The sequence below is a fragment of the Bradyrhizobium sp. CCBAU 53415 genome (assembly GCF_028128735.1).
Classification (GTDB): Bacteria; Pseudomonadota; Alphaproteobacteria; order Rhizobiales; family Xanthobacteraceae; genus Bradyrhizobium.
In genome coordinates, this window is record NZ_LBJF01000027.1 from 718,992 (window position 1) to 741,442 (window position 22,451).

17 protein-coding genes are annotated in these 22,451 nt (G+C 66.0%); 2 read left to right on the forward strand and 15 right to left on the reverse strand.

Annotated elements, in window-relative coordinates; all coding sequences use genetic code 11:
• The first annotated feature begins 140 nt into the window (after positions 1-140).
• The gene (locus XH87_RS31465; protein ID WP_271590230.1) at positions 141-3,128 is read left to right on the forward strand and encodes a bifunctional [glutamine synthetase] adenylyltransferase/[glutamine synthetase]-adenylyl-L-tyrosine phosphorylase; all 2,988 of its coding nucleotides are present in this window, start codon (positions 141-143) and stop codon (positions 3,126-3,128) included.
• On the opposite strand, the gene XH87_RS31470 is transcribed toward XH87_RS31465, so the two are convergent.
• The 5 genes from XH87_RS31470 to XH87_RS31490 are packed head-to-tail and all read right to left on the reverse strand — an operon-like array spanning position 3,085 to position 9,062.
• Positions 3,085-3,318, reverse strand: coding sequence for a formate dehydrogenase subunit delta (locus XH87_RS31470; RefSeq protein WP_035699633.1), 234 nt, complete (start codon positions 3,316-3,318; stop codon positions 3,085-3,087). The two genes, XH87_RS31465 and XH87_RS31470, sit on opposite strands and share 44 nt — an antisense overlap.
• Positions 3,308-4,135 carry a formate dehydrogenase accessory sulfurtransferase FdhD gene (gene fdhD / locus XH87_RS31475; protein WP_271590231.1) on the reverse strand — a complete coding sequence of 276 codons (828 nt, stop codon included), beginning with the start codon at positions 4,133-4,135 and terminating at the stop codon, positions 3,308-3,310. Before fdhD ends, XH87_RS31470 begins: the two co-directional genes overlap by 11 nt.
• Before the next feature lie 4 nt (positions 4,136-4,139).
• Entirely contained in the window at positions 4,140-7,025 is a 2,886-nt protein-coding gene (gene fdhF / locus XH87_RS31480) for a formate dehydrogenase subunit alpha (RefSeq protein ID WP_271590232.1), read from the reverse strand.
• 10 nt (positions 7,026-7,035) lie between these two features.
• On the reverse strand, positions 7,036-8,592 hold the full coding sequence (locus XH87_RS31485) for a formate dehydrogenase beta subunit (protein ID WP_271590233.1): 1,557 nt from the start codon (positions 8,590-8,592) through the stop codon (positions 7,036-7,038).
• A complete protein-coding gene (locus tag XH87_RS31490) occupies positions 8,589-9,062 on the reverse strand; it encodes a formate dehydrogenase subunit gamma (RefSeq protein WP_271590234.1) in 474 nt (157 codons plus the stop codon). Before XH87_RS31490 ends, XH87_RS31485 begins: the two co-directional genes overlap by 4 nt.
• A 224-nt stretch (positions 9,063-9,286) precedes the next feature.
• Here XH87_RS31490 and XH87_RS31495 point away from each other — a divergent pair, with 224 nt between their 5' ends.
• On the forward strand, positions 9,287-10,180 hold the full coding sequence (locus tag XH87_RS31495; RefSeq protein ID WP_035699625.1) for a LysR family transcriptional regulator: 894 nt from the start codon (positions 9,287-9,289) through the stop codon (positions 10,178-10,180).
• 274 nt (positions 10,181-10,454) lie between these two features.
• Here XH87_RS31495 and XH87_RS31500 read toward each other — a convergent pair whose 3' ends face one another.
• From XH87_RS31500 to oxlT, 10 genes are all read right to left on the reverse strand, one after another.
• Positions 10,455-12,785: a PAS domain-containing sensor histidine kinase gene (locus XH87_RS31500; RefSeq protein WP_271590235.1), complete on the reverse strand. Its 2,331-nt coding sequence runs from the start codon at positions 12,783-12,785 to the stop codon at positions 10,455-10,457.
• Positions 12,786-13,010: 225 nt separating this feature from the next.
• Entirely contained in the window at positions 13,011-14,384 is a 1,374-nt protein-coding gene (locus XH87_RS31505) for a cation-efflux pump (RefSeq protein ID WP_271525585.1), read from the reverse strand.
• Between the two features lie 187 nt (positions 14,385-14,571).
• Entirely contained in the window at positions 14,572-15,540 is a 969-nt protein-coding gene (locus XH87_RS31510; protein ID WP_271590236.1) for a zinc-binding dehydrogenase, read from the reverse strand.
• A 25-nt stretch (positions 15,541-15,565) separates the two neighbouring features.
• Positions 15,566-16,561: an NAD(P)H-dependent flavin oxidoreductase gene (locus tag XH87_RS31515; RefSeq protein WP_158668322.1), complete on the reverse strand. Its 996-nt coding sequence runs from the start codon at positions 16,559-16,561 to the stop codon at positions 15,566-15,568.
• A gap of 362 nt (positions 16,562-16,923) precedes the next feature.
• Positions 16,924-17,574 carry a hypothetical protein gene (locus XH87_RS31520; protein WP_271590237.1) on the reverse strand — a complete coding sequence of 217 codons (651 nt, stop codon included), beginning with the start codon at positions 17,572-17,574 and terminating at the stop codon, positions 16,924-16,926.
• A 55-nt stretch (positions 17,575-17,629) separates the two neighbouring features.
• The gene (locus tag XH87_RS31525) at positions 17,630-17,827 is read right to left on the reverse strand and encodes a hypothetical protein (RefSeq protein WP_193374073.1); all 198 of its coding nucleotides are present in this window, start codon (positions 17,825-17,827) and stop codon (positions 17,630-17,632) included.
• Between the two features lie 547 nt (positions 17,828-18,374).
• Positions 18,375-19,163 carry a fumarylacetoacetate hydrolase family protein gene (locus XH87_RS31530; protein WP_271590238.1) on the reverse strand — a complete coding sequence of 263 codons (789 nt, stop codon included), beginning with the start codon at positions 19,161-19,163 and terminating at the stop codon, positions 18,375-18,377.
• Positions 19,160-20,179 (reverse strand): 2-dehydropantoate 2-reductase, encoded by a 1,020-nt coding sequence (locus XH87_RS31535; protein WP_158668320.1) that lies wholly within the window; start codon positions 20,177-20,179, stop codon positions 19,160-19,162. Before XH87_RS31535 ends, XH87_RS31530 begins: the two co-directional genes overlap by 4 nt.
• 97 nt (positions 20,180-20,276) lie before the next feature.
• Entirely contained in the window at positions 20,277-20,705 is a 429-nt protein-coding gene (locus tag XH87_RS31540) for a CBS domain-containing protein (RefSeq protein ID WP_271590239.1), read from the reverse strand.
• A gap of 174 nt (positions 20,706-20,879) precedes the next feature.
• On the reverse strand, positions 20,880-22,202 hold the full coding sequence (oxlT, locus tag XH87_RS31545; RefSeq protein WP_158668319.1) for an oxalate/formate MFS antiporter: 1,323 nt from the start codon (positions 22,200-22,202) through the stop codon (positions 20,880-20,882).
• Between the last annotated feature and the right edge of the window lie 249 nt (positions 22,203-22,451).

Genomic DNA, 22,451 nt, shown 5'->3' on the forward strand with positions numbered 1-22,451 from the left:
CCTCACGGGACAAGCCGGGTGTTCGATGCGCGCTTGGGCGATGCCCATCCCGGTCTTGTCGCCACGCTGGTGCTTCCGGCGCGCGCGGGCGGTGGCGACAGGGTTGCTCCGCCGATGCAGGATGTGCCACAGAAGGTGGCATGAACCACTCCGCGCCGGGAAACGCGGACAAGAATGGTGAGAGGCTGGCCGCACGTTTCGCGGAAGCTCCCCATATTGCCGCTTCCACAACCGACGAACGACGTTTGGAAAGCTGGCTGGCCGAGCTCGAGCCGGCCCAATCGGCCCGTCTGGAAGCGCTCCTGGGCCGCCCATTCGCCCGCAACATCCTGGCCGGGATCGCGGAATTCTCGCCCTATCTGTTCGATCTGGTCCGCGCCGATGCCCTGCGCCTGATCCGGCTGCTCGAATGCGATCCGGATACGCGTCTCGCCGCACTGATCGCTGAGGCAAGAGGCGCGGTGCTCGCGGCGCCTGACGAGGCCGAGGTGATGCGGCTGCTTCGCCGGATGAAGGGGGAGGCCGCACTGCTGATCGCGCTGTGCGACATCGGCGGTGTCTGGCCGGTGATGCGGGTGACGGCGGCGCTCACCGATGTTGCCGTGTCCTCCGTGCAGGCGGCGCTGCAATATCTGCTGCGGCAGGAAGCCGCACGCGGCAAGCTCTCGCCGCCCAATCCGGAGGCACCCGAAGAGGGCTGCGGGCTGATCGTGCTCGCGATGGGCAAGATGGGCGCGGGCGAGCTGAACTATTCCAGCGACATCGATCTCATCGTGTTCTTCGATCCCGATGCCACGACGCTGGCGGCGGACATCGAGCCGCAACCTTTCTTCGTCCGGGTCACGCAGGGCATGGCGCGCATCCTTCAGCAGCGCACCTATGACGGTTACGTCTTCCGGGTCGATCTGCGCCTGCGCCCCGATCCGTCCTCGACACAGGTGGCGATCTCGCGGGACGCCGCGCTCAACTATTACGAGCGGGAAGGGCGCACCTGGGAGCGCGCTGCCATGATCAAGGCGCGGGCCTGCGCCGGAGATCCCGGGGCAGGTGAAGCGCTTCTGGCAGAAATCGCGCCCTTTGTCTGGCGCAAGCATCTCGACTTCGCTGCACTCGCCGACGTGCACGACATGAAGCGGCAGATGCAGACCTATCGCGGCCAGAGCGAAGTCGCGGTCGAGGGCCATAACGTCAAGGTCGGGCGCGGCGGCATCCGCGAGATCGAGTTCTTCGCGCAGACTCAGCAGCTGATTGCGGGCGGCCGCCATCCGGAATTGCGGGTGCGGCCGACGCTCAGGGCGCTCGATGTGCTCGCCTCCAGCAACTGGATCACCTCCGCGGCGCGCGACGAGCTGACGACCGCCTACGAGTTCCTGCGCCGGGTCGAGCATCGCCTCCAGATGATCGCCGACGAGCAGACCCACGCGCTGCCCGAAGACAAGGACGCGGTCGAGCGTTTTGCGCAATTCTTCGGCTATCCCGGTCGTGAAGCCTTTGCGACCGACCTGCTGCGGCAGCTCCAGATCGTCCAGGGGCACTACGAGAAACTGTTCGAGGGCGACGATCCGACCGGGACGGCCAGGCTGCCGGCGCTCGACTACGGTGCGGGTCCCGACGATCCGCGCCTGCTCCAGCATCTGACGACGCTCGGCTTCAAGAAGCCCGCCGCGGTCGCGCAGACCGTGCGCGACTGGATCACCGGCGATTATCGCGTATTCCGCAATGAGGCGACGCGAAGCGCCTTCGTCGAATTCGTGCCGGCCCTGATCGACGGTCTTGCCCATGCCGAGGAGCCGGATCGCGCCGTCGTGGCGTTCGATCATTTCCTCGGCGCGCTCCAGCGCGGCGGCCGGCTGATCACGCTGCTCGGCCAGAACCGCGATCTCGTCGCGCTGGTGGCGCTTGTGCTGGGGGCGGCGCCCCGGCTCGGCGAGATGCTGGCGCGGCAGCCGCAGCTCATGGACGGCCTGATCGATCCGCGCTTCTTCGGCGCCATGCCCGACAGGCAGGAATTGTCGGGGCGGTTAGCTGCGACCGTGCAGGACGCCGGCTCATACGAAGAGTTCCTCGATCGCCTGCGCCTGTTCGGGCAGGAGAGCCTGTTCCTGATCGGCACGCGCATCCTGTCCGGCACGGTTTCGGCGCAGCAGGCGAGCACGGCTTTTGCAGACGTCGCCGAAGGCATCGTGCACACCGTGCACGGCCTCGTCGCCGAGCGCTTTGCCGCCCAGCACGGCCGGATCAAGGGGCAGGAGACCGCGATCATCGCGATGGGCCGCCTCGGCAGCCGCGAGATGACGGCCTCGTCCGATCTCGACCTGATCCTGCTCTACGATTTCGATGGTGACAATCCGGACTCGGATGGGCCGAAATCGCTGCAGGGCGCGCATTACTTCGCCCGCTTCACCCAGCGCCTTATCAGTGCGTTCACGACGCGCACCAATTACGGCGTGCTCTATGAGATCGACATGCGGCTGCGGCCCTCGGGTCGCGCCGGCCCCGTGGCCTCGAGTCTGATTTCATTCGCGGACTACCAGGCCGACGAGGCCTGGACCTGGGAGCACATGGCGTTGACGCGCGCGCGCGTGGTGTCGGCTTCGCCCGAATTCCGGGAACGGATCGAGCGCGTCATCCGCGATGTCCTGACCCGCCGCCGCGATCCCGCAATCACGGCCAACGACGTTGCCGACATGCGGCGTGCGATCGCGCAGGAGAAGGGCGAAGCCGATTGCTGGGATCTCAAACATGCCGCCGGCGGCATGGTCGACATCGACTTCATCGCGCAATATCTCCAGCTCGTGCATGCCCACGAGAAGCCGGACATTCTCGACGTCAGCACCGTGCAGGTGCTGGAGAATGCATGCAGGCTCGGCGTGCTCGCGCAATCCGAGACCGAGATCCTGCGCGCCGCGGCGCGGCTGTATCACGACCTGACGCAGATCCTGCGGCTTTGCGTCAGCGAGCGCTTCAAGCCGGAGACCGCCGGCACCGACCTCCTGCGCGTGCTGGCGCGCGCCGGCGACGCGCCGGATTTCTCGTCGCTGGAGGCGCGGGTGAAGGAGACCCAGAGCGAGGTGCGGCGCGTGTTCAGGGCGCTGCTGGAAGGGACGTCGCCTGCATCAACGAGGTGAGGGCCTCGCGCACGTCAGGCTCGAGGCCGGCGCCGCCGGCTTCGAGATGGGCGAAGATCGCGCGCTTCATGCGGGGATCCCAGAATTTCCTGATGTGCTCGGCGATTCCAGGCACGGCCTTGTCATGGCCCTGGCTCTTGAAGAACTTGCCGATCTGGTTGGCCATGTAGATCAGGCGGTCAGGCGACATCGGCAACCTCCGTGGCATGGCGCGCAACGATCCGGCTGCCATGCGAAAATACTTCGAACCCGTCCTGCCGGGCGATCGCAATCAGCGTGATGCCGGCGGCTTCCGCCGTGCGGACCGCGAGCGCGGTCGGTGCGGAGACGGCGACCATGACGGGGGCGCCGATCGCGGCCGTCTTCTGCACCATCTCCACCGAGACGCGGCTCGTCAGCAGCACCATGCCCTGGCGCGCATCCGTGCGGCTGCGCGCCAGGGCGCCGGCGAGCTTGTCGAGCGCGTTGTGACGGCCGACATCCTCCCGCAGCGCGGCGATGCCGCCCGCAGGGGACCAGAACGCGGCGGCGTGAACGGCACGGGTTTGCAGATTGATCGATTGCAGGGGCGCGATGGCCTGCATCGCCGCCATGACCTGCTCCGGCGCGAAGCTCTGCCCCTGCGGCACCACGGCCGCCGGCCGCACCGCCTCGGCAATGGATTCGACGCCGCAGATGCCGCAGCCGGTGGGTCCGGCGACGTGGCGACGGCGCTCGCTGATGCGGGCTGCATCTTCCGATGCCAGCCACATCCGCAGCTCGATGCCGTCGTCGAGGCGGACCACGTCGAGCGACTTGATGTCGTCGACCGATGCGATGATGCCTTCGTCCAGGCTGAAGCCGACCGCAAAATCTTCCAGGTTCTGCGGTGTCCCCATCATGACGGCGTAGGTGCCGCCATTATAGGTCAGGGCCAGCGGCGTCTCCTCGGGGACCAGCCGCGCGCCCTCGGACGCGGCGCCGTCGCGCCAGATCTCGCGGTCGATGGCCTGGACCGGAACGTGCATGCCCTTACTCCGCGGCCTCGGCCGGCGCGATGCGGCGGGAGTGCCGCGCCTGCGCGTCATAGGCCTTCTGCCAGTCGGACGGGCCGTTCGAGGGCGAGACCTGCACCGCCGTGACTTTGTATTCGGGGCAGTTGGTGGCCCAGTCCGAATAGTCCGTGGTGATGACGTTGGCCTGCGTGTCCGGATGGTGGAAGGTGGTGTAGACGACGCCCGGCGCGACGCGGTCGGTGATCTCCGCGCGCAGCGTGGTCTCGCCGGCACGGCTCTTCAGCCGCACCCAGTCGCCGTCACGCACGCCGCGCTGCTCGGCATCGTGCGGATGGATCTCGAGGCGGTCCTCGGAATGCCAGACGACATTCTCGGTGCGCCGCGTCTGCGCGCCGACATTGTACTGGCTGAGGATGCGCCCCGTCGTGAGCAGCAGCGGATAGCGCGGGCCGGTGCGCTCGTCGGTTGCGACATATTCGGTGACGACAAACTTGCCCTTGCCGCGGACGAAGCCGTCGATGTGCATCACCGGCGTGCCCTCGGGCGCCTTGTCGTTGCAGGGCCACTGCACCGAGCCCAGCTCGTCGAGCTTGGCGTAGGAGACGCCGGCGAAGGTCGGCGTCAGCGCCGCGATCTCGTCCATGATCTCGGATGGGTGATTGTAGTTCATCTCGAAGCCCATCGCCTTGGCAAGGCCGATGGTGACCTCCCAGTCGGCCATGCCGTTCTTCGGCGTCATCACCTTGCGCACGCGCTGGATGCGGCGTTCGGCGTTGGTGAAGGTGCCGTCCTTCTCGAGGAAGCTCGAGCCGGGCAGGAAGACGTGGGCGTAGTTCGCGGTCTCGTTCAGGAAGAGGTCGTGAACGATGACGCATTCCATCGCCGACAGTGCCGCGACGACGTGCGAGGTGTTGGGATCGGACTGGAGGATGTCCTCGCCCTGCACGTAGATCCCCATGAACGTGCCTTCGACCGCGGCGTCGAACATGTTGGGAATGCGCAAGCCCGGCTCCGGGTTGAGCTTGACGTTCCACAGCGCCTCGAACTGGTCGCGCACCGCGTCGCCCGAGATGTGGCGGTAGCCGGGCAGCTCGTGCGGGAACGAGCCCATGTCGCAGGAGCCCTGCACGTTGTTCTGGCCGCGCAACGGGTTCACGCCGACGCCGGGACGGCCGATATTGCCCGTCGCCATCGCGAGGTTGGCGATCGCGATCACCGTGGTCGAGCCCTGGCTGTGCTCGGTGACACCGAGCCCGTAATAGATCGCGCCGTTGCCGCCGGTGGCGTAGGTGCGGGCCGCCTTACGCAGATCCTTCGGATCGACGCCGGTGAGGATGGCAGTGGCTTCCGGGCTGTTCTGTGGTTGGGCGACGAAGGCGGCCCATTCCTCGAACTCGCTCCAGTCGCAGCGCTCGCGCACGAAGGCTTCGTCGACGAGGCCCTCGGTGACGATGACATGCGCCAGCGCCGTCATGACCGCAACGTTGGTGCCGGGCATCAGGGGGAGGTGCAGCGCCTTCACATGCGGCGATTCCACCATCTCGGTGCGGCGCGGGTCGATCACGATCAGCTTGGCGCCCTGGCGCAGCCGCTTCTTCAGGCGGGAAGCGAACACCGGATGGGCGGAGGCCGGGTTGGCGCCGATCACCACCACGACGTCGGTGTCCTCGATGGAGTCGAAATCCTGCGTGCCGGCCGAAGTGCCGAAGGTGGTGGCGAGGCCATAGCCGGTCGGCGAGTGGCAGACGCGGGCGCAGGTGTCGACGTTGTTGTTGCCGAAGCCGGCGCGGATCAGCTTCTGCACCAGGTAGGTTTCCTCGTTGGTGCAGCGGGACGAGGTGATGCCGCCGATGGCGTCGCGGCCGAATTTCTTCTGGATGCCGCGCATCTTGGCGGCGGCGAACGAGAACGCCTCGTCCCAGGACACTTCACGCCAGGGATCCTCGATTCTTTCGCGGATCATCGGCTTGAGAATGCGCTCCTTGTGGTTGGTGTAGCCCCAGGCGAAGCGGCCCTTGACGCAGGAATGGCCGCGATTGGCCTTGCCGTCCTTGTACGGCAGCATGCGCACGACTTCCTCGCCGCGCATCTCGGCCTTGAAGGCGCAGCCGACGCCGCAATAGGCGCAGGTGGTGACGACGGAGTGCTCGGGCTGGCCGATCTCGATCACGGATTTTTCCGTCAGCGTCGCGGTCGGGCAGGCCTGCACGCAGGCGCCGCAGGAGACGCATTCGGAGCCCAGAAAACTCTCGCTCATGCCGGGGGAGACGCGGCTGTCGAAGCCGCGGCCCGAGATCGTCAGCGCGAAGGTGCCTTGCACCTCCTCGCAGGCGCGGACGCAGCGCGAGCAGACGATGCATTTGGAGGGGTCGTAGGTGAAGTACGGGTTGGACTCGTCCTTCGGCATCCAGTGGTCGTTCGCGCAGCCGTCCGTCTTGCCAGGTGTCTTGGCGAAGACATGATTCTCGCCCTCATAGCCATAGCGCACGTCGCGCAGGCCCACCGCACCGGCCATGTCCTGCAACTCGCAATCACCGTTGGCGCCGCAGGTGAGGCAGTCGAGCGGATGGTCGGAGATGTAGAGCTCCATCACGCCCTTGCGCAGCTGCTTCAGCCGCTCGGTCTGGGTATGCACGACGAGACCGTCCATGACGGGCGTGGTGCAGGACGCGGGGGTCCCGGCGCGGCCCTCGATCTCGACGAGGCAGAGGCGGCAGGAGCCGAACGCGTCGACCATGTCGGTGGCGCACAGCTTCGGGATCTGGTGGCCGGCGTCCATCGCCGCGCGCATGATCGAGGTGCCCTCGGGCACCGTGACCTCATTGCCGTCGATGGTCAGCGTCACCATCGTTTCCGATTTGGAAGCCGGCGTACCGAAGTCGATTTCCTCGATCAGAGACATTGTCGTTCTCCTATTCCGCGGCCTGAAGCGTGGTCGGGACGGGTGCGAAATCCTCCCGGAAGTGCTTCAACGCGCTGAGCACGGGGTAGGGCGTGAAGCCGCCGAGCGCGCAGAGCGAGCCGAATTTCATGGTGTTGCAGAGGTCCTCGACGAGCGCGAGATTCTCGGCGACGCGCTCGCCGTTGATGATCTTCTCGATGGTCTCGACGCCACGGGTCGAGCCGATGCGGCATGGCGTGCACTTGCCGCAGGATTCGATGGCGCAGAACTCCATCGCGAAACGCGCCTGCCTGCGCATGTCGACGCTGTCGTCGAACACGACGATGCCGCCATGGCCGATCAGGCCGTCGCGTGCGGCGAAGGCCTCGTAGTCGAACGGGGTGTCGAACAGGGCGCGGGGAAAATAGGCGCCGAGCGGGCCGCCGACCTGCACGGCGCGGACCGGACGCCCCGTGAACGTGCCGCCGCCGATGTCGTCGACGAGCTCGCCGAGCGTGACGCCGAAGGCGGTCTCGAACAGCCCGCCGTAGCGGATATTGCCGGCGAGCTGGATCGGCATCGTGCCGCGGGAGCGGCCCATGCCGAAATCGGCATAGGCCTTGGCGCCCTCGGCGAGGATGAAGGGGATGGCGGCGAACGACAGCACGTTGTTGATAACGGTCGGCTTGCCGAACAGGCCGTGATGCGCCGGCAGCGGCGGCTTGGCGCGCACGATGCCGCGACGGCCTTCGAGGCTCTCCAGCAGCGAGGTCTCCTCGCCGCAGACATAGGCGCCGGCGCCAACGCGAACTTCGAGGTCGAAGCTGTGGGTCGAGCCGCCGACCTTGTCGCCGAGATAGCCGCTGCGCTTTGCAGCCTGGATCGCGGCGTTCATCGCCTCGACCGCGTGCGGATATTCGCTGCGGATGTAGATGTAGCCCTTGGTCGCGCCGACGGTGATGCCGGCGATGGTCATGCCCTCGATCACCAGGAAGGGATCGCCTTCCATGATCATGCGGTCGGCGAAGGTGCCACTGTCGCCCTCGTCGGCGTTGCAGACGATGAACTTGCGGTCGGCCTTGGCCTGGGCAACCGTCTTCCACTTGATGCCGGTCGGAAAGCCCGCGCCGCCGCGGCCGCGCAGGCCGGACGCCGTGACTTCGTTGAGGATCGCATCAGGTCCGAGCGAGAGTGCGCGCTCAAAACCCTTGTAGCCGCCGTGGGCGCGGTAATCGTCGAGCGAGCGCGGATCGATCACGCCGCAGCGGGCGAAGGTGAGGCGGGTCTGGCGCTTCAGCCAGGGGATCTCGTCGGTCGCTCCCAGCCGCAGCAGATGCGGCGTATTGTTCGCGAGCGCGTCGAGCAGCGAGGGCACGTCGGTCTCGGTGACGGGCCCGAAGGCGATCCGGCCCTGGGGCGTTGCGACCTCGACCAGCGGCTCCAGCCAGTACAGGCCGCGCGAGCCGGTCCGGACGATCTCCACCGCAATGCCGCGCCTGGCTGCGGCCTGCTCCAACGCAAGGGCAACCTCGTCGGCGCCGACGGCAACCGCACCGGCATCGCGCGAGACGTATAGACGGATGCTCATCGCTGCGCCTCCGCAACCAGCGCATCGAGACGCTTCTGATCGAGCCGGCCAACGAGGCGACCGTCAAGCATCGCGGACGGCGCGGTCGCGCACAGGCCAAGGCAGTAGATCGGCTCCAGCGTGACGCGATCGTCAGCCGTGGTGTTGCCGAGCGAGACGCCGAGCTTCGCCTCGGCGCGCGCAGCCAGCGCGTCGCCGCCCGCGGCCTGACAGGCTTCCGCGCGGCACAGCTTCAGCACGTGGCGGCCGGCCGGCTTGTGGCGGAAATCGTGGTAGAACGTGAACACGCCATGGACTTCGGCGCGCGACAGATTGAGTGCTTTCGCCACCATGGGAATCGCCGCCTCCGGCACGTAGCCGAACGCCTCTTGAAGCGCATGCAAGATGACGAGCGTCGCGCCTTCCTTGCCGGCATGCTCGGCAATGATCTCGGCGCCGCGCGTTTCGTCCCAATCATAAACCGCTGTCATTCTTCATTCTCAACCAGAGCGTTTCTTGCTCCCAAACTATTTGGAATCATTCGAAGATCAATAAAGCTGTCCCGTGCTGCGATTGCGAATTCCGATCGATTGGCAAGTGCAATCGATCGATTTCAAATTGCGATTAAGGCCGTTCCGGCAGGCGGTTTTTGCGTGTTGCGGAGGGGTGGGCGTGCTAGCTTGGATGCCACGATGGATTTCAAGGGGACGTCCGGTTGATCGACAAGCTTGAACTGCTGCTGGCACTGGCGAAGGAGCGGCATTTCGGACGCGCGGCGGAGGCCTGCGGCGTGACGCAACCGACGATGTCGACCGGGCTCAAGCAGCTCGAGGAGATCCTCGGCGTGATGCTGGTCCAGCGCGGTTCGCGCTTCCAGGGATTTACGCCCGAAGGCGAGCGGGCGCTCGACTGGGCGCGGCGGATCGTGGGCGATGCCCGCGCGATGCGCGAGGAGATCAACGGACTGAAGCATCAGCTCTCCGGCGAGATCCGCATCGCCGCGATCCCGACCGTGCTCGGCATGGTCGCCGCGCTGACGACGCCGTATCGTGCGAGGCATCCCGAGGTGCGCTTCCGTATCCAGTCCACCACCTCGTCCGAGGTGCTGGGGCTGCTCGAAAACCTCGAGGTCGATGCAGGGCTCACCTACATCGAGAACGAGCCGATCGGCAAGGTGCGCACCATCCCGCTCTACAACGAGAGCTATCGCCTGTTGACCGCGCCGGATGCGATGTTCGGCGACCGCGAGACGGTGACCTGGAAGGAGGTCGGGCAGGTGCCGCTGTGCCTGCTGACGCCCGACATGCAGAACCGCCGCATCATCGATCGCGCGTTGCGCTCGGTCGGCGCGGAGGCGACGCCGACGCTGACCTCGAACTCGCTGCTGGTGCTGTTCACGCATGTGAAGACGGGGCGCTGGGCGAGCGTGATGCCGGCCAAGCTCGCCGAGACGCTCGGCCTGTCCGACACCGTCCGTTCGATCCCGATCGTCGATCCCGACGTCAACTACAGCATCGGCATGGTGATCCCGCAGCGCGATCCGATGACGCCGCTGATCGCGGCGCTGGTCAATGTCGCGCGCGAGGTTGCGCCTTCGCTGCAATTGTAGATCCGAGCAAGCGCCTCGTCCTTCGAGACGCCCGCTTCGCGGGCTCCTCAGGATGAGGCTCCGTTGTATCGGTGTTCGTTGAAACGGCTGCCCATACTCCGCTCTCTCATCCCGAGGGCCCGCCGGGGGCGGGCGTCTCGAAGGATGGCCTCGGGCGAGCTTCCCGCCGTGCGCTAAAGCGCGATGAGATTTGGATGAATCGTCATCGCGCCTTAGGTTGTTGTTTGCGCATGATCTTTCCGGAAAACCGCTTCGCACTTTTCCGGATCATGCTTTAGGCCGCAGCCGAGATCCCTGACGCCGCCTTGACCGCCTCGCGCGGCAGGGTCACGCGGACGACGGTGCCGACATCGATCTTCGAGCGCAGCCGCATCGAGCCGCCGTGGAGCTGCGCCAGCGAGCGGGCGATCGCGAGGCCGAGGCCCGAGCCGTGATAGGTCTTGGTGAGCTGGCTCTCGACCTGCTCGAACGGGCGGCCGAGCCGCGCCAGCGAATGCGGCGCGATCCCGATGCCGGTGTCGGCGATCATCAGCACGATCCTGTCGTCGAGCTGCCGGCTGCGCACCACGACGCGTCCGCCGTCGGGGGTGAACTTCACGGCGTTGGAGAGCAGGTTGACGAAGATCTGCTTGGTGGCGCGGCGGTCGGCGACGACGGAGATGGATTTTGCGATGTCGGCGTCGAGTGTCAGGTGCTTGTCCTGCGCACGGCCGCTGACGACCCGCAGGGACTCCGCAAGCGTCTTCGAGAGGTCGAGCTGTTCCAGGTCGAGTTTCATGCGGCCGGCTTCGATCTTCGACATGTCGAGGATGTCGTTGATGACCTCGAGTAGATAGTGGCCGCTGGTCAGGATGTCCTGGCAGTATTCCTGGTACTTTTCGCTTCCGAGCTCGCCGAACATGCCCGAGCCCATGATCTCGGAGAAGCCGATGATGGCGTTGAGCGGCGTGCGCAGCTCGTGGCTCATATTGGCGAGGAATTTCGACTTGGTCTGGTTGGCTTCCTCGGCGCGGGTCTTCTCGCGCTGGTACTTCTCGGCGAGGTCGGCGAGCTCGACCGCCTGGCGCTCCAGCGCGGCCTGCGAGCGCTTCAGGTCGATGACGGTGGCACGCAGGCGCAGATCGTTGTCGACCAGCTTCTGCTCGTGCTCCTTGATGCGGGTGATGTCGGTTCCGACCGAGACGTAGCCGCCGTCCTTGGTGCGGCGCTCGCTGATGTGCAGCCAGTTGCCGTCGTCGAGCTGCGCCTCGAAGGTTCGTGCGCCCGGGCCTTGGGCCGCGGTCTCGTTGTGGCGGGTGCGCACCTCCGGCATGCGGCCGACCTCGAGCACGGTCTCGTAGGAGGTGCCGGGAATGACGGCTGTGTCGGGCAGCTTGTGCAGGCGCTGGAAGTGCGAGTTGCAGAGCACGAGGCGGTCGCTGGCGTCCCACAGCACGAAGGCCTCCGGAATCGTCTCGATCGCGTCGCGCAGTCGGAGGTCGGCTTCCACGGTGCGCGCAGCGAGGCTCTTCTGCTCGGTGATGTCGACGGCGATGCCGATCAGGTGCACGCTGGAATCGGTCGCCCCGCGCGTCTTCTCGCAACGCACGCGGAGCCAGATCCAGTGGCCGTCGACATGCTGCATGCGGAAGGTCTGGTCGATGTGGTCGATCTTCTCGGAGATGAGCTGGTCGGCGATCGCGAACAGGTCGATGTCGTCGGACTTCACCAGCGCGTTAACCTCGCCGAAGGTGAGGAGCTCGTTGCGGCCGTCGAGGCCGAGCATCGAGAACATCGACTGCGACCAGAAGATCCGGCCGCGCGACAGATCCCAGTCCCACAGCCCGCAGCGGCCGCGGTTGAGCGCGGTGTCGATGCGGCCGCGCACGGCGTCGTTGATGAGATCGCCCTCGCGGGCGCGGGTGGACTGCCAATGGAAGGCGAAGCCGAGGATCAGTACGACGAAACCGGTGGTCGCCGACAGCGTCACCGAGAGCGCGGCGTCCGAGCCCCAGATCGGCTCGTTGCGCTCCTGGATCACGGTGACGAAGCCGGGCAGCGACTTGATCTGCCGCGAGGTCGCCATCGCGGCGTTGCCGCTGGGCAGCGTCAAGTCGGAGACGTTGCCGTCGCGTAGCGGCGCCGCCATCAGTTGCGCCGTCGTGATCGCATCGAGCAGACGGTCATTGCCGACGGGATCGCTGTCGGCCGGGATGCGGGCAAGGATGCGGCGGTCGATTCCAGCCGAGGTGACGATGACGTGGCGGCCCGAGGCCGTGCCCCAGGCCGGGATCAGATCCGGCAACAGCGCCGGCAGACTCTCGATATTCTTCAGCCGCTCCTGCCGCACCGAGGTGAGGCGGTCGATGCGCTCGGCGAGCAGGTCGGCGAGGGCCGAAATGTCGTGGCGGATCACCAGCCGCTTCTGGCGCGTTTGATCGACAACCTGCACGAACGCGCCGAGGCAGATCGTGATCAGGAATGCGATGATGAGTGTCGGTACGGCGCGGCGCAGCGCCGGCTCCGCGATCAGGAGCCGATGATAGGCAGGTTTCGCGATCGATTGCGCCAATCCCTTGATCGAATCGGATTGGACGCACGCGTTCGCGGCGTCTGCACGCGACATGCCTTCGGCCCCCTCAAACCTGCCTGCAACTGAAGTTCGAAAGCAGCCCCACGTTGCTTCCGAATCACATCGATTTGAATCCAGTTTTCGCGGGCTGTCGAGAGTCAACGAATCGTTAACGCGAAATTATTCTTATCCAACGCGCAGTTTGTGCGGCGGGTGTCCGCAAACTCGCGGGCGCGAAGAGTCCGAAACGAGAACGCGCGACTCCCCGCACGTTCTGGTTCACGCGCGCGGCGGTTCGGCGTGGCTGATCACGCGCTTCACGCTCGGGAACGCGCGCCGCAAGGCGCGCTCGATCGCGTCGACATGCTCGTGCACCTTGATCACGCTCATCGACGGTGCCGCGCGGCAGTGGAAATTGACGATCTCGCCGGCGTCGGTGTTGCGGACCCGCACATTGTGGATGTCGTGGATCTCGCCTTCGCCGGCGAATTCGGCCAGCGCGGCGGCGATGGTCCGCACGCGTTCCGGTGCGGCATCGACGCCGAACGGCAGTTCGGGTTCCAGGGGCTCGATGTGAACGTCGACCTCGACGTCCTCGCCGAACTCCTCCTGGATGTTGCGCTCCAGCGTATTGGCGACGTCATGGGCGGCCTCGAGCGGCATGTCGGCGTCGACCTCGAGGTCGATGCCGACGATCAGCTTGGCGCCGAGGTCGTGTACCGTGACATGGTGGACGGCGAGGCCCGAATTGTGCGCAATCACCATGATGCGGTCGCGCACGGTCTCGTTGTTGCGCGCGACAGGGACGGCGGTGAAGGTGAGGTCGGCGTCGCCGAACGCCTTGTCCATGGCGATTTGCGCGCTCCGCTTGATCTCCTCGACGCGGTCGATCGGATAGGTTCGCGGCACCTGCGCGATGGTGTCGATGAACGTGGTCGCTCCGACCATGCGCACACGCAACCGGTCGACGTCGATCACGCCCGGTACGCCGCGGATCGCGGCGGTGGCCTTCTCCTGCGCGCCTTCCGGTGCGCGATCGACCAGCGTCTGCACGGTGGAGCCGGCCATGCGCAGGCCGAGGGCTGCGATCATCACGGCAACCGCCGCGGCTGCCGCCGCGTCGCCCCACCAGAAGCCGAGGGCGGCGAGGACCAGGCCAGCGATCACGGCCAACGAGCCCATCACGTCGGAGGCGAAATGCAGCGCATCCGCCGCCAGCGCCTGGCTCCTGGTCTCGCGCGCGGCGCGATGCAGGGCGCGGGCGCGCCAGAGATTGACGACGATGTCGATCACCAGCACGACGAAGGGGACGGCCGAGATCGTCGGCGGCGGGGTTCCCTCGCTCAGCCGGCTATAGGCCTCGACCAGGATGCCGCCGGCCAGCACGTAGAGCAGGGCGGTAACGCCGAGCGCGGAGATGCTTTCCAGCTTGCCATGGCCGTAATGGTGCTCGTCGTCCGCGGGCTTGTCGGACACCCGCACCACCGCCCAGGTGATGATGGTCGCGACCAGGTCGATCGAGGAATGCAGGGCTTCGGAGATCAGCGCCAGCGAGCCGATCGCGATCCCGACCACGAACTTGGCCGCCGCCATGCCGCCGCTGGCGAAGATCGAGATCGCGGCGACCGAGGTTTTGCTGTGCTGGGAGGTCATGGCGGGGATTTAGCAGCCCGGGGGTGAACATCAAGCGACGATCCACAGCTGTAGTCGCGAGTGAGTTGCAGGAGCGTGACCACAACGCCCGTCATGCCCGGGCTTGAACCGGACAGCCGTGGGTCAAGCCCGGCCATGACGACGGAGAGAGGAGTGCGCTGTCACTCTCGCTATCCCGTCATGCCGCTCACACCGTCACCACGATCTTCCCCAGATGCTTGTTCGCCTCCATGTGCGCGAACGCCGTGTCGATGTCGTCGAACGAAAACACCTTGTCGATGGGGAGCTGCAGCTTTCGCGACTCCACCGCGCCCCAGATGTCCTTGCGGACCTCCGCAAAAATCTCGCGGACCTCCTCGATGGTGCGGGTGCGGAAGGTGACGCCGACATAGTCGATGCGGCGGGCCGCATGCAGGTCGAAGTTGAAATCGGCATGGGTGCCGCCGAGCCTGCCGACATTGACGATGCGGCCCCTGACCTTCGTCGCGGCGAGGTTCTGGCTGGCGACCTTGCCGGAGACCTGGTCGACGATCAGGTCGACGCCTTCGCCGTTCGTGGCCTTCAGCACCTCGTCGACCCATTTCGGATCGGAGCTATCGACGGCGAGGTCGGCGCCGTACTCCTTCAGCCGGCCGCGGCGATAGGCGTCGGTCGACGAGCCGATCACGAGCCTGGCGCCCTTGAGCCTGGCGATCTGCATCGCCATCAGGCCGACGCCGGAGCTCGCGCCCTGGATCAGCACGCTCTGGCCCGCCTGCACCCCGCCGACGGTGACGACGGCGTTGTGCATGGTCGCGAGCGCGACGGGGAGGGTGGCGGCCTCCTCGAAATTCATGTTCGAGGGTGCGTGGAACAGCCGGCCGTGATCGGCCAGCGTGTATTCGGCAAACGCCGCGCCGCCCGATCCCATGATGCGGTCGCCGACCTTGACACCTTTGGCATCCGGCCCGAGCTCGGCGACTTCACCGGCCCATTCCATGCCGAGCACGGTGCCGACGCCGCCGGCCGCGCCATGGGCGTGGCCCTTGCGCATGCCGGTGTCGGCGCGGTTCAGTCCGCAGGCGCGGACGCGGACCAGCACCTGCGTACCCTCAGGCTTTGGTTGAACGACGTCGGAAATACGAGCCCCATCAGGACCGTAGACGTAAGCCTTCATGCAATACTCTCGCGACTTCCAGTGATTATTCCGCAGCTTCGCGTTGCGGCTGAACGATCATGCCTTCGAGCCGGTCGCGGATGATCGCCTCTGCTTCGCGCACGATGCGGGTGACGAGCTCGGCGCAGGTCGGGATGTCCTGGATCAGGCCCTGGACCTGGCCGGCCGACCAGATGCCTTCGTCGGAATTGCCCGTGGCATAGACCATCTTGCCGCGGGCGCCGGCAACGAGCTCGCGGATGTCCTCGAACTTCGCGCCTTCCTTCTCCATCGCGACGACCTTGGTCGAGACTGCGTTCCTGGCCACGCGCGAGGTGTTGCGCATGGTGCGGAAGATCAGCTCGGTCTCGCGCTCGTCATTGGCGACGATCTTCTCCTTGATGAGCTGGTGGATCGGGCTTTCCCTGGTGGCCATGAAGCGCGTGCCCATGTTGATGCCGTCGGCACCCAGGGCCAGCGCCGCGACGAGGCCGCGGGCATCGGCAAAGCCGCCCGAGGCGATCATCGGGATCTTGATCTTGTTGGCCGCGGCCGGGATCAGGATCAGGCCGGGCGTGTCGTCCTCACCGGGGTGGCCGGCGCATTCGAAGCCGTCGATCGAGATGGCGTCGACGCCCATCCGCTCGGCCGAGAGCGCGTGGCGGACGCTGGTGCATTTGTGCACGACCTTGACGCCGTGCTTCCTGAACTCGTCGACATGCTCCTGAGGCTTGTTGCCGGCGGTCTCGACCACCTTGATGCCGCTCTCGATGATGGCGGCGCGGTACTCGGCATAGGGCGGCGGCTTGATCGCGGGCAGGATGGTGAGGTTGACGCCGAACGGCTTGTCGGTGAGGTCGCGGCAGCGCGCGATCTCCCTGGTCAGGTCCTCCGGCGTCGGCTGGGTCAGTGCGGTGATGAAGCCGAGCGCGCCGGCATTGGCGACCGCGGCCACCAGCTCCGCGCGGCCGACCCACTGCATGCCGCCCTGCACGATCGGGTGCTCGACGCCGACGAGTTTGGTGAACCGTGTCTGCAACATGGATGTGTTTCCCCCCTGGGTGGCCCGCGGGCTCTGTTGTCGGTTGATGACGGGGAGGATGCCGCCGGAGATGGCAAAAGTCTATCAGCGGGGCGTGCGGTGGGGGCAAGGCGTCATGCGGGCGGCGGGGATGATTCCGTGACGCGGATAATTTCGGTGTGCAACGACCACATGGGGCGGCGCCACGCGATCTCTTGTCCCGGACGCGCTGCAACGCTCTTCAGTGGCGGCGCTGAGCCGGGACCCACGCAGCCGCGGATGTTCTGATCGAGGCTCTGCAGCGCACCGTCAAAGAGACGCCGCGCTGCGTCCGGGGCACGGACAAGCAATATGCAGTAACGCAATGGCGGGCTGGCGCACTGCTACTCCGCCGACAGCCGCACCATCTGGCGGCCGCCGTTCATTTCCTTGAGGCGGTTGACGAAGTTTTCCGGACGTTGCCAGCGGTTGGGAACCTCCAGGCCCATGAACTCGGCGATGTCGCCGATGAAGCCGGTGCAGTTCATGGTCTCGGCGTTCCAGACCGGCGAATTCGCCTGCAATTTCTTGATGTAGGCGAACACGCGCTTGGCGTCCGCTTCGTTCAGGTAGACCCGATAGCTCGCGGTCAGATATTCCGGATCGAGATCGCCGTAGCTCGCGCCGGTCTCGGACGGCACAAAAGTGATGTGACCGAGCACGTAAGCAAGCGTGTCGCCGGCCGGCGTCAGGCCGGCGACCTCGACTGCGCGCTCGCTGGTCTTGCCATACCAGACGAAGGCATGGCCCCAGCTCGCGGCGGTCCGCGCGCGGAAATCGACGTAGTAGGGGCCCTTCTCCGCGCGCACGACGGAGCGCCGCGTTGCTTGCGGCGCCGGCCGCGAGACGGTGTCGGTCGTAGCAAGCGCGTTCGTATCGGCAACGCGCTTGTTCGCTTCATGGGCCGAGGCCGAGGGCATCGTGCATGCGATCATGGCCGCGAGCGCGAGGCCCGCGAGGATGCAGGATCCGGATCGATCAGGTTTGTACGTCACGCTGTTGCCCCTCGACTCTCGGCCGCTTTACGCGAGATGCGTATCGTGTTGCGCGTCAGTAACGCGCTGCGACCGGGCCGGGCGCCTTGCCGATCGGGGCCTTTCCAACCGGGCTCTTGCCAATCGGCATCTTGCCGATCGGCGCCTGCTCGGCCGGATAGGCGGGCACGGGCTGTCGGCGCGGCAGATCCGCAGCGTTTGCAGCCGTCACCAGAGCAAGCGAAGCACCCAGAGCAAGTACAGTCTTTTTCACAGTGATACCCCTAGAAGGTTTGGTCCAAACACGGTCATGCCGTGCCCCCAGACACGCCCCACAGAAGGGCGGCCGAATGCGTCCAAGTTGCGGCAGGCGCGGGACATGTTGGCGGCATATGTCTGGCGCGCGCAGATGTGATGTGTCCGGATGTTTCGGGGGGGGCGTGACGTCTGCGATTTCGTAGGGAGGGGGCTTTGCGGATCGTCCGTTCGCGCAGCACCGGAATTCCAGCAGCGCCAAGCGCTGCGCGCGAACGCGAGGTGACGTGCGCATGCCTGCGCCGGCTCGCGTGGACCAGGGCCAGCCGCCTGCATCAAAAAACAACCAGTGCGCCTCCGACTATCGTTTCCCGAGGAAGTTCGAGCGGATCCTGTCGGCGAACCACACTACGAAAATTGCCGCGAACGAGAGAGCGAAGTACAGGGCCGTCCACAAAAGCGCATTACCGGCATTCGTCATGGCGTCCTCCCTTTGCAGGGGGAAGGATACCGGTGGCCGCGACGGCCGATTTGCGCCGGATCAATTTTGTTGCGCTGCGGGGCGGTTACAGCCGAAACTCGTTGGTCAGTTCGCCGATGCCGTCGATCGCGACCGTCACCGTGTTCACCGGCTCCTTCATCACGCCGACGCCGACGGAGGTGCCCGCCGCGATGAGGTCGCCGGGGAGCAGGGTCATGTCGTGGGAGATCCTGCTGACCAGCTCCTGCGCGCTGAAGATCATGTCCGAGATCGGATAGTTCTGCCGCTCCGCACCGTTGAGGATGGTGCGGACCACGAGCCTGGCCGGATCGAGGCCGGTCGCGATGACTGGACCGAACGGGCCGTAATCGTCGATGCCCTTGGCGCGGGCCCATTGCGGGAAGGTGGGATCGCGCGTCAGGATGTCGTTGGCGGTGATGTCGTTGACGCAGGTGTAGCCGAAGATGAAGCTGTCGGCTTCTGTCGCCGATACGCGCGCGCAGGTCCTGCCGATGACGATGCCGAGCTCGCCCTCATAGGTCGTCTTGCCGTCGTAGCAGGAGGGGCGGCGGATCACGGCGCCCGGCGTTGTGATGCTGGTGGTGGCTTTCAGGAGATAGAGCGGCTCCGACGGCTCGGGCTGGTTCAGCTTAGCCGCGAGCGCATGGAAATTATTCCAGAGCGCAACGATCTTGCCGGGCACGCAGGGCGCGAGCAGCTCGACTTCCGACAGCGCCAGCGTCTTGTCGGTCGCGGCATTGCGGCCGAACATCTCGCCTTCATGCACGCTGATGCCTGACGGGCTTAGCGTGCCGAAGCCGGCCGCACCATTGTTCCGGAAGCGGAGCCACTTCTTCATCTCGCTCCCCATCATGCCACCGCCAGTGCGCGCGGATCTGATGGCGTCGAGACCCCGTCATAGAGGCCGGCGACGCGGGCGCGCTGGGTCACCATCGCCAGCACTGAATCGAGCGCGGGCGTCGCGATTCCGGTAAGGCGGCCCATCTCCTGCACCACGGTGACGAGGGGGTCGATCTCCATGGGGCGGCCGCGCTCGAGATCCTGGAGCATCGAGGTCTTGTGCGCGCCGACCTTGCGGGCGCCCTCGATGCGGCGCTCGACATCGACGCGGAATTTGACGCCGAAGGTCTCGGCGATCGCCTGCGTCTCGACCATGATCGCCCGCGACAGTGCACGCGTCGCCGGATCGGTGCAGATCACATCGAGCGTTGCATGGGTCAGCGCGCTGATCGGGTTGAAGCAGACATTGCCCCACAGCTTCAGCCAGATCTCGTCGCGGATGCGGTCGAGCACCGGGGCCTTGAGCCCCGCGGCGACGAACAGGTCGGCAAGGCGCTGCACGTCCGATGTGGTTTCGCCGGAGGGCTCGCCGAGCGGGAAATTGTTGCCGTAGACGTGACGGATCACGCCGGGCGCCTCGATCTCGGTGGCGGGATAGACGATGCAGCCGATGGCGCGCCCGGCGCCGATCTCGCGCCACTGCCGTCCGCCGGGATCGATGCTCTCCAGCGTCGAATTCTCGTATTGGCCGCCGTGCTTGTAGAAGTACCAGTAGGGAATCCCGTTGACGGCCGTGACGATGCGGGTGTGGGGCCCGAGCAGCGGCTGCATCTTCTCGATCACGCCGGTGATCGAATGCGCCTTCAGCGTAATGACGATGTAATCCTGCACGCCGAGTTCGGCGGGATCGTCCGTGCAGCGCGGATGCACGGTGTGCTTCTCTTCGCCCGCGAGCAGCGTCAGGCCACGATCGCGCATCGCGGCAAGGTGCGCGCCACGTGCGACCAGGCTGACATCGGCCCCCGCGCGCGCGAGCTGAACCCCGAGATATCCGCCGATTGCGCCGGCGCCGTAGATGCAGATCTTCATGAAATCCTCGCGGGAGACCGGAATTTTGCGCGAAAGATCCGGTCCGGCTCGAACGGGTCCGAGCCGGCCGGTAGTCGCAGGGGAAGGATGCCGCCTGTCAGGCTGCCGCTTGCGGCGCGCCGTTGAGCGCCTCGTCGACGGCAGCGGCGATGTCGCGCATGCTGATGACGGAGACGAGGCTGTAATCGTCGATCACGGGCAGATGGCGGATGTGATGCCGGTTCATCAGATGGCGGACGTGCTCGATCGGGTCGGAGGAGGTGCAGGACACCAGCTGCTGCACCGAGACGAGCTGCGAGACCTTGACGTTGACGGCGTTCGCACCGTGCTCGGCGACGGCGCGCACCACGTCGCGTTCGGTGAACATGCCGACCGCGGTGTTGCCCTCGGAGCGGACCACGTCCTTGACCACCAGCGCGCTGATGTTGTTGGCGCGCATCAGCTTGGCCGCGATACCCACCGTCTCGTTCATACGCACCGTGACAACGCGCGGCGTCTTCTTGCGCAGAATGTCTCCGACCAGCATTGCAACCTCCTTGGGTGAACGATGAGGAATTGTGGTATACATTATGCCAATCGTCAAGCGCTGGATTTGGGCGATCCGAAAAATCTTGCGGCAGGAACACTGACGTTTGTCGCCGGCCAAAAAAGAAAGGGGCGCATCGCTGCGCCCCTTTCTCTTCGTGAAGGCGGGTCGTTGCTACGCCGTCTCGGTCTTGGCGCTGCCGGTCGCGGCCTCAGTGCTCTCGGCTTCCTTGCCGAGGATGAAGGAGCGGCGCAGCGGCTTGATTACGAACAGCGCCATCAGCGCCGCCGTTGCGTTCAACGCCACCGCGACCACGAACACGGCTTTCCAGCCATATGCCGCCGAGATCACGCTTGCGAGCGGGACGAGCAGGGAGGCCGTGCCCTTCGCGGTATAGAGCATGCCGTTGTTGGTGGTTGCGAACTTCGAGCCGAAGGTGTCGCCGCACGTCGCAGGGAACAGCGAGTAGATCTCGCCGAACACGCCGAAGTAAACCGCGGTCGCCAGCACGAAGACGATGGGGATGTGACCGTAGGCCGACAGCGTCAGCAGCATCAGCGCGGCGGTGCCGAAAGCGATGAACATGGTGGGCTCTCGGCCGATCGTGTCGGAGACGAAGCCGAAGAAGGGCCGGCCAAAACCATCGAAGATGCGGTCGAGCGAGATCGCAAAGGTCAGCGCCGCCATCTGGAATCCTGCGAGCGTCACCGGTGTATTCGCGATCTTGTAGTCGTGCGCGATGGGGCCGATCTGCGCCGCGGTCATCAGCCCGCCCGAGGCGACCATGACGAAGACGAGATACATCACCCAGAAAACAGGGCTGCGCAGCACTTGCGGCGGAGTGAAGTCGATCTTGGTCTGCGGCAGATTGAGTTGCTTCTTCCTCGGCGGGATCGAGATCCGCGGTGGCTGGATGAAGAAGGCGAGCACGAACACGACGAGGCCCTGGCCGATGCCGAAGGTGAGGAACGCGTGCTGGTAGCCGCTCGATGCGATCATGCTCGCGATCGGCACCACGGTGAGCGCGGCACCGGCGCCGAAGCCGGCGGCGGTCGCACCCGCCGCGAGGCCGCGACGGTCGGGAAACCATTTCAGCGCGTTGCCGACGCAGGTGCCGTACACCGCGCCCGCGCCAATGCCGCCGATGATTGCCGCTGCGTAGAGCAGGGTGAGGCTATCGGCGTAGGAGTTGAGCACCCAGGACAGTGCGATCATCGCGCCGCCGAACATGACGACGATGCGCGGGCCGTACTTGTCGACGAACCAGGCCTCGACCGGTACCAGCCAGGTCTCGGTGACCACGAAGATGGTGAAAGCGAGCTGGATCGCTGCGCGCCCCCAATGATGGGCGGCGTCGATCGGATCGACGAACAGCGTCCAGCCATATTGCAGATTGGCGATCATCGCCATGCAGACGATGCCCATGCCGAGCTGGAGCCAACGGAAACCGGTGCGAAGCGGTGCGGCGGTGACGGCGCCATCCGGGCTGGAAATCATCAGAACCTCCCAATGCGCCGGTCTGCTGCGCATCAGTTTGCCAAGATGACCTGATGTCGCAAATATTGTGTCTTATCGTCGCAGGCGCTGCCCGGAGATTGGTATACGATATCCCAGATTGCAAGCCCTATCTTGGCTTCCCGTTCACAAAATGCGGCGGGTTCGGTTCGTATCCGGAGAATCGCGGCGGTCTTCCGCCAAACGAAAACGCCCGGCCGCGGGGCCGGGCGTCGTGCTCGCGTGAGTTGT